The sequence below is a fragment of the Paenibacillus sp. FSL R10-2736 genome (assembly GCF_038000245.1).
GTDB lineage: Bacteria > Bacillota > Bacilli > Paenibacillales > Paenibacillaceae > Paenibacillus_AQ > Paenibacillus_AQ phytohabitans.
Genome location: NZ_JBBOBN010000001.1, coordinates 6,544,405 through 6,551,264, shown reverse-complemented (window position 1 = coordinate 6,551,264; position 6,860 = coordinate 6,544,405). Strand labels below are relative to the sequence as shown.

General features: G+C 52.6%; 8 protein-coding genes. 7 read left to right on the top strand and 1 reads right to left on the bottom strand.

All coding sequences use genetic code 11. The features are described 5' to 3' along the window. Positions 1–218: hypothetical protein (locus tag NSQ73_RS28055; protein WP_340989161.1), on the top strand; the 218-nt coding region annotated here is incomplete at its 5' end. 343 nt (positions 219–561) lie between these two features. On the opposite strand, the gene NSQ73_RS28050 is transcribed toward NSQ73_RS28055, so the two are convergent. Beyond that, entirely contained in the window at positions 562–723 is a 162-nt protein-coding gene (locus NSQ73_RS28050) for a hypothetical protein (protein ID WP_340989160.1), read from the bottom strand. 169 nt (positions 724–892) lie between these two features. On the opposite strand from NSQ73_RS28050, the gene NSQ73_RS28045 reads away from it, so the two are divergent. From NSQ73_RS28045 to NSQ73_RS28020, 6 genes are all read left to right on the top strand, one after another. After that, entirely contained in the window at positions 893–1,444 is a 552-nt protein-coding gene (locus NSQ73_RS28045; RefSeq protein WP_340989159.1) for a hypothetical protein, read from the top strand. A 94-nt stretch (positions 1,445–1,538) separates the two neighbouring features. Then, entirely contained in the window at positions 1,539–2,033 is a 495-nt protein-coding gene (locus tag NSQ73_RS28040; protein ID WP_340989158.1) for a CYTH domain-containing protein, read from the top strand. Positions 2,034–2,253: 220 nt separating this feature from the next. Next, positions 2,254–3,642 carry a threonine synthase gene (thrC, locus tag NSQ73_RS28035; protein WP_340989157.1) on the top strand — a complete coding sequence of 463 codons (1,389 nt, stop codon included), beginning with the start codon at positions 2,254–2,256 and terminating at the stop codon, positions 3,640–3,642. Positions 3,643–3,844: 202 nt separating this feature from the next. After that, positions 3,845–4,618: an SDR family NAD(P)-dependent oxidoreductase gene (locus tag NSQ73_RS28030; protein ID WP_340989156.1), complete on the top strand. Its 774-nt coding sequence runs from the start codon at positions 3,845–3,847 to the stop codon at positions 4,616–4,618. A 313-nt stretch (positions 4,619–4,931) separates the two neighbouring features. Further along, positions 4,932–5,918 (top strand): Gfo/Idh/MocA family protein, encoded by a 987-nt coding sequence (locus tag NSQ73_RS28025; RefSeq protein ID WP_340989154.1) that lies wholly within the window; start codon positions 4,932–4,934, stop codon positions 5,916–5,918. 55 nt (positions 5,919–5,973) lie between these two features. Continuing rightward, the gene (locus NSQ73_RS28020) at positions 5,974–6,849 is read left to right on the top strand and encodes a radical SAM/SPASM domain-containing protein (protein ID WP_340989152.1); all 876 of its coding nucleotides are present in this window, start codon (positions 5,974–5,976) and stop codon (positions 6,847–6,849) included. The last annotated feature ends 11 nt before the right edge of the window (positions 6,850–6,860 follow it).

Below are 6,860 nucleotides of genomic sequence, written 5' to 3'. Positions count from 1 at the left end.
AATCCGCTAGAAGTGGGCTGGATGGAGGAATGAAAGGGATAAATCCCACTAAATCCGCTAGTAGTGTGCTGGATGGAGGAATGAAGGGGATAAATCCCACTAAATCCGCTAGAAGTAGGCTGGATGGAGGAATGAAGGGGATAAATCCTACTAAATCCGCTAGAAGTAGGCTGGATGGAGGAACGAATTCGCCGAAAATGGGCGGCAGGCAGGACTGAGGAGCAAAAGTGCCCCTGAATCCGCCGAAAGTGGGCGGCAGGCAGGGAAGAGGAGCAAAAGTGCCCCTGAATCCGCCGAAAGTGGGCAACCGATGGGACTGAGGAGTAAAGTGCTTTTGGTTTCACCAGGCGTAGGCATAAGTGATCACCAGTGGAGTGAAGTGGACTGACAAGCCCTTATTTACTGGAAAAGCCTAGTTTTGAGGCTGAAGCGGACTGAGATTCCGTAAACTTGTGACTTCGAGCTTAAAACGTGGCATATGTTGACACATAGCGGAATCTCAGTCCGATTGGCCAGTGATTTCGCCTGATCTGACCAAATAACGGAATCTCAGTCCTCTTACTAGTCGAGGAGTGGCAAAGCCTTAGCAAGTCCCGCCGTCCCGCCAAGCCCCCGCTCTCGCAAGCCGCCAATCCCGCCAAGTCCCGCCAAATCCGGCAATCCCCGCCGTCCCGCTAAGCCGCAGCTCTCGCAAGCCGCAGCTCCCGCCAATCCCTCACCCATACTTTATGCTCCCGCTAACCTCCACCCCCATTTGCCCAACGAGCGGTTTTGTACCTGTACACCCGGGCAAGAGCGGGTTTTAGCATACATAGCTGGCAAGCGAGGTTTTTACTGTAAGCTATATTGTATATAATGGAAGCAATGCTTGATTTCGGAGGAGGTGCTTGGGGTGACGGAGACGGAGACGGAACGGTTGAACGGGCTGGAGAATGTGGAGCAGCCGGGAGAGCGGGGAGGGCCAGGAATGCGGGGGAAGCCGGGAAAGCGGAAGAAGCTTACGCTAGGCCGGGTCTTCCTGATTATTTTCCTGTTGGGAATTGCGGTTTATCACGTAGGTACGATTGTACAGATGTTCACCTCTTTCGAGGCAAGGGTGTCCAGCCGCATCAGCCTGCAGGATATCACCTCGATAGAAATTACCCGGTCTTTGCCGGAGACGGCTGATGACGTCGTGGTCACGGTGACCGATCCGGCAGAAATCGCGGGGATCATGAATGCTTTTGCCGGAGTTAAGTTAAGAAGCTCCTATGCTTCGCATGATTTCACCAGAAGCTACTGGATTAATATTGATGTGAACAAAGCCTACCGGTTCTCGATTAGAGTGGATGACGCCAAGTATATCTCGATCAGTGATTCCTCCCGGCGAGACAAGTACAGCAGCGGATCTTTTAAAATCATCAACGATTATGACATCCGGTCGATCGACCGCCTGTTTCCGTGAGAATCCGCCGCTTCCGGTTGACTTGCGTAGGACCCGCCCCTATGATGATAAATAATATGTAACATTAGGCTCGTACACAGAGGAGAGAAACAGCATGGCTATAGAGATTGAACGCAAATTCCTGCTGCCGGAATACCCGGAGCGGCTTATTGAAGAAGGACAGCTGAAGGTGCTCACCCGGCACAGCATTGACCAGACGTATTTAGCGATTGAGGACGGGCAGGAGCTGCGGGTACGCAAAATTACCGACCTGGATACGGGCGAAGTTTCTTATACACATACGTTCAAGGATGGCAAAGGCATCAGCCGCCAAGAGATCGAATATTCCATTTCGGCAGGTTTATATAATCAGATGATCGAGGCTGTGAAAGCTGTAGCACTGGTCAAAACCCGCATCACAGGCGTATGGAACGGCACAACGGTGGAGATTGATCTCTATACTCAGCTGGAGCTTACGGTGCTGGAGGTTGAATTCGATTCGCTGGAGGAAGCGGAGAGCTTCATCGCCCCGGAATGGTTCGGCCAGGATGTCAGCACAGAGAAGAAGTACAGCAACAAAACCGTCTGGAAGCAGCTGCAGAACAAATAGTGTCCATAGGCATGATGCCGTAAAAAGGATGCGTGCGAAACTTCGCTTTATTTTAAAAATAACGCCAATAATTAACGGACTTTAACGCGTAAACGTGTTACTATGTAAAGTAAAATTAAGCACCATATAAGCTGAACTTAAGAATGATGGCGAGTATTGTTATATGGTCAGTTAATATCAGCTGGTTAAATAAAGAGGGGTTCAGGAGGATGAGACGGGTATGGAGTATGTAAGCACAAGAGGCAAGGTGGAAGCAAGAGGCTTTATTGACACGGTTCTGATGGGACTGGCGGATGATGGCGGTTTGATGGTGCCTTTTCAGATTCCTACGGTTTCCCCTGAAAAGCTTGAAGAATGGAGAAGCCTCAGCTTCCAGGAGCTATTCCTTGAGATTTTCTCCTACTATACGAATGATGAAATTCCCTATGATGACTTGAAAGAAATGGTCTACACGAGCTACGGCAATTTCCGCGCTCCGGAAGTCACACCGCTGCACAAAGTAAACGACTCCCTGTATGTGCTGGAGCTGTTCCACGGGCCTACGTTTGCCTTCAAGGATGTGGCGCTGCAGTTCATGGGTGAGCTGTATTCCTATATTGCCAAGGTACGGGGCGAAATTATTCATATTCTCGGCGCAACCTCGGGCGATACCGGAGCGGCTGCAATCCAGGGCGTTCGCGGCAAGGAAGGCATCAAAATCTGTATTCTTCATCCGCACGGCAAGGTCAGCAAGGTGCAGGAGCTGCAAATGACGACCGTGGATGACAGCAACGTGCTGAACCTGTCCGTGGAGGGTAACTTCGACGATTGCCAGAAGATCATCAAGGAGCTGTTCGCCGACCTCGACTTCAAGGGACGGTATCACCTGCGGGCGATCAACTCGATCAACTTCGTGCGTATTCTGGCGCAGACGGTCTATTATTTCTATGCCTATCTGCAGCTTCCGGAGAGTGACAAGAAGAAGGTGAATATCAGCGTGCCTTCGGGGAACTTCGGCAATATTTTCTCAGGCTTCCTGGCGCAGAAAATGGGGCTGCCGATCAACAAGCTGATTATCGCCACCAATGAGAACAACATTCTCGAACGGTTCGTGTTAACCGGCGAATACAAACCGGGCAGCTTCACGGGCACCTACAGCCCGTCAATGGATATCCAGGTAGCAAGCAACTTCGAGCGTTATCTGTATTATTTGCTCGGTGAGGATACAGTGAAGCTGTCCGAATATATGGCTGCGTTGCAGAGTGAGGGCGCCATCACGGTTGACGGCGAATTGTTTGCCCGGGTGCAGGCTGACTTCTCGGCGCTGGGTGTCAAGAATGCGGAATGCCTTGCGACGATCAGCAAATACGAGCAGGAATCCGGCTATCTGCTGGACCCTCATACGGCCTGCGGGGTTGCGGCTTACGAGAAATTCAGCGCCCCGGGTGAGACAAGCATCGCCTTCGCGACAGCGCATCCGGCCAAGTTCGACGAGGCGATTGCCCTGACCGGCATCAAGCAGGAATTCCCGGCGCAGATTGCCGCCCTGTTCGAGCAGCCGCAGCATCAGGTCGTGGTTGATCATGACAAAGCGGAGATTGTGCGCCAGCTGCAGGCTTTTTACGGTTAAAATGGTTCGGGGGTCTATACAGGTCCCGCTCTCTGAATAGGAATAGTACAGCCCCCGCTCTCCTTCTGGAGCGGGGGCTGTTTATGTTCTGTGCTTAGTGTTTTCTGCGGAGAGCTCTTTATAAAAGGAAACATTGGTGCAGTTTCAAAGACGGAGACATTCATGGATATAGCCTAATCTGACAAATTTGAGGAGGATTACGATGATCAACCTTTTTGATTTAACAGGCAAGACAGCCATTATTGCCGGTGCGTCCAGCGGAATCGGTGTGCAGTTTGCCGACATGCTGGCTGATCAGGGTGCGGATGTGGCCATACTGGCCAGACGATACGACAAGCTGTCAGCAGTGGCCGAAGAGCTTCGCGCCAAATATCCGGAGCGGCGGATTATCCCTGTTGAATGTGATGTTAGAAAAGAAGATGAGATTATCGCCGCAGTCTCTAAGGTGATGGAGGCTTTTGGCCAAATTGATATTCTGGTGAACAACGCAGGTGTGGTGGACTCTGTGCCGATTGATGCGCTGGAGGAAGAAGCCTTGGACCGCGTCCTCGATACGGATCTGAAGGGTGTCTTCCTGATGTCGAAGCATGTCATCCGCCACATGAAGGATCGCAAATACGGCAAAATCAGCAACACCGCCTCCATGCTGGGCCTCACGGCATCGGCTTCGATTCCAACCCATTCCTACAATGCGGCCAAAGGCGGAGTGATCCACCTGACCCGGGGCGTAGCGGCTACGTATGCCAAGCACGGTATTACCGTCAATGCGATCGGCCCCAGCCTGTTCCATAGCGAGATGACAGAGAACACGCTGTTCACTGAACAGGCGCTGCGGATGTACAATGCGGTCTGTCCGATGGGCCGGCCCGGCAATCCGGGGGAGCTGAACGGGGCGGTGCTGTATTTTGCCTCGGATGCCTCCAGCTACACTACAGGTCAGACTCTGTTTGTAGACGGCGGCTGGACGATTGTATAGAAGCTGCATCGTATAGAAGCTGTATAAAAGATTGCATAAACACTGCATAAACATTGCATATTAGACGAAGCGCCTGCATTTATGCAGGTGCTTTTTTTCACAAGCGGAATCTAGCGGAATTTGTCGGAAATTACGGCTGAAAAGTGGACATACCTACCACGGAATGAGAAAATAGCAGTTATAGATCAGTATGACATGCTGAAACCCTTCTGCTGTCCTGAGTAAGGATGGGTAGGCTCAGCAGTAAACAGAAGGATACTTAATTGTGTTCGGATATAAAGTCTTATATTTATAAAAAAGGACGGGATCATTCATGACAATTCGTTTCGGGGTCGTAGGCACTAACTGGATTACTGACCGCTTCGTTCAAGCCGGACTGGAGAATGAGGAATTTATCCTCACAGCCGTGTATTCCCGCACAGAGGAGAAGGGACGGGCTTTTGCCGCAAAATATGCAGGGGCTTCGATCTATACGGATCTGGAGGAAATGGTATCCGGCGCAGAGGTGGACGCGGTCTATATCGCCAGCCCCAATTCGATGCATGCGGAGCAGTCCCTGATCTGTCTGAACCATGGCAAGCATGTGATCTGCGAGAAGCCGGCTGCCTCCAACAGCAGAGAGCTGAAGGCGATGATTGACGCGGCGCGCAGCAATGATGTGCTGCTGATGGAAGCGATGAAATCAACCTTTATGCCGAATTTTGGCGTAATCCGCGATAATTTATATAAGCTGGGTCAAGTGCGGCGATATTTCGCCGGTTATTGTCAATACTCATCGAGATACGATGCTTACCGCCAGGGCACGGTGCTGAACGCCTTCAATCCGGAATATTCGAACGGCTCGCTGATGGACCTGGGCATCTATTGCCTGTATCCCATGGTGGCGTTATTCGGCAAGCCGGACTCGGTGAAGGCAGTGGGCATGATGCTCTCCTCCGGAGTGGACGGCGAAGGCAGTATGGTGATGCGTTATCCGGATATGGACGCCGTGGTTATGCATTCCAAGATTGCCGACTCCTACCTGCCGGCTGAGATTCAGGGCGAGAACGGGACGATGGTCATCGACAAAATCAACCAGCCTTATCAGGTCAAAATCCACTACCGTGACGGCACCATCGAAGAGCTTACGCTTCCGCAGGTGTTCGAGCCGATGTATTATGAGATTCAGGAGTTCATTCATCTCTTGAAGAGCGGCCAGCGGGAGAGCGGCATTAACAGTCACGCCAATTCTCTGGCGGTCGCCGAGCTGATGGAGGATGCCAGAGCGCAGATTGGTCTGCGCTACGCCTCGGATCTATAGCTGTACGGACTGGATGGCCCGGATTAGGATGTACGATTGAAAAGGGGAGCGGAACTTGAAGACTTTCAAAAAGGTATACATCGAGATTACAAGCGTCTGCAACCTGGCCTGCAGCTTCTGTCCGCCAACCGAGCGGCAGAAGAACTTCATGAAGCTGGAGACGTTCAATACCATACTCGATGAGATTAAACCGCATAGCAATCATATCTACCTGCATGTCAAAGGCGAACCCCTGCTCCATCCGAAGCTCGGCGAGCTGCTGGATGCAGCGCATGCCAAAGGCTTCAAGGTCAACATCACGACCAACGGCACGCTGATCCATAAGGCGGGGCCGAAGCTGCTGGGCAAGCCGGCATTGCGGCAGATGAACTTCTCGCTGCACAGCTTCGACGGACATGCGGGCTCCGAGAACCGCGAAGGTTATGTGTCGGAGATTATCAGTTTCGTCCGGGAGATATCTGCCCAGGGCGTCATTGTCTCGTTCAGGCTGTGGAACCTGACGGAGGACAACCGGACGAATCTGGAGAAAAGCCGCAACCGCGAGACGCTGGCTCTGCTGGAGGAGGCCTTCGGGCTCGACTTCCGGATCGAAGAGAAGGTTGTCCCCGGCAGCGGGGTGAAGATTGCCCCGCGTGTCTATCTGAACCAGGATCACGAGTTCAGATGGCCGGCTCTGCACGAGCCGGAGGACGACGGCAAGGGCTTCTGCCATGCGCTGCGCAGCCAGGCGGCGGTGCTGGTGGACGGCACGGTTGTGCCGTGCTGCCTCGATGGCGAAGGCGTGATCAAGCTCGGCAATATTCACGAGACGCCGTTCTCCGAGATTGTTGAGGGTGAGCGGGCGAATAACCTGTTCTATGGCTTCTCCCGGCGGGAAGCTGTCGAGGAGCTGTGCCGCAAATGCGGTTACCGGCAGCGGTTCGGAACTTAGCGGGTTAGTGG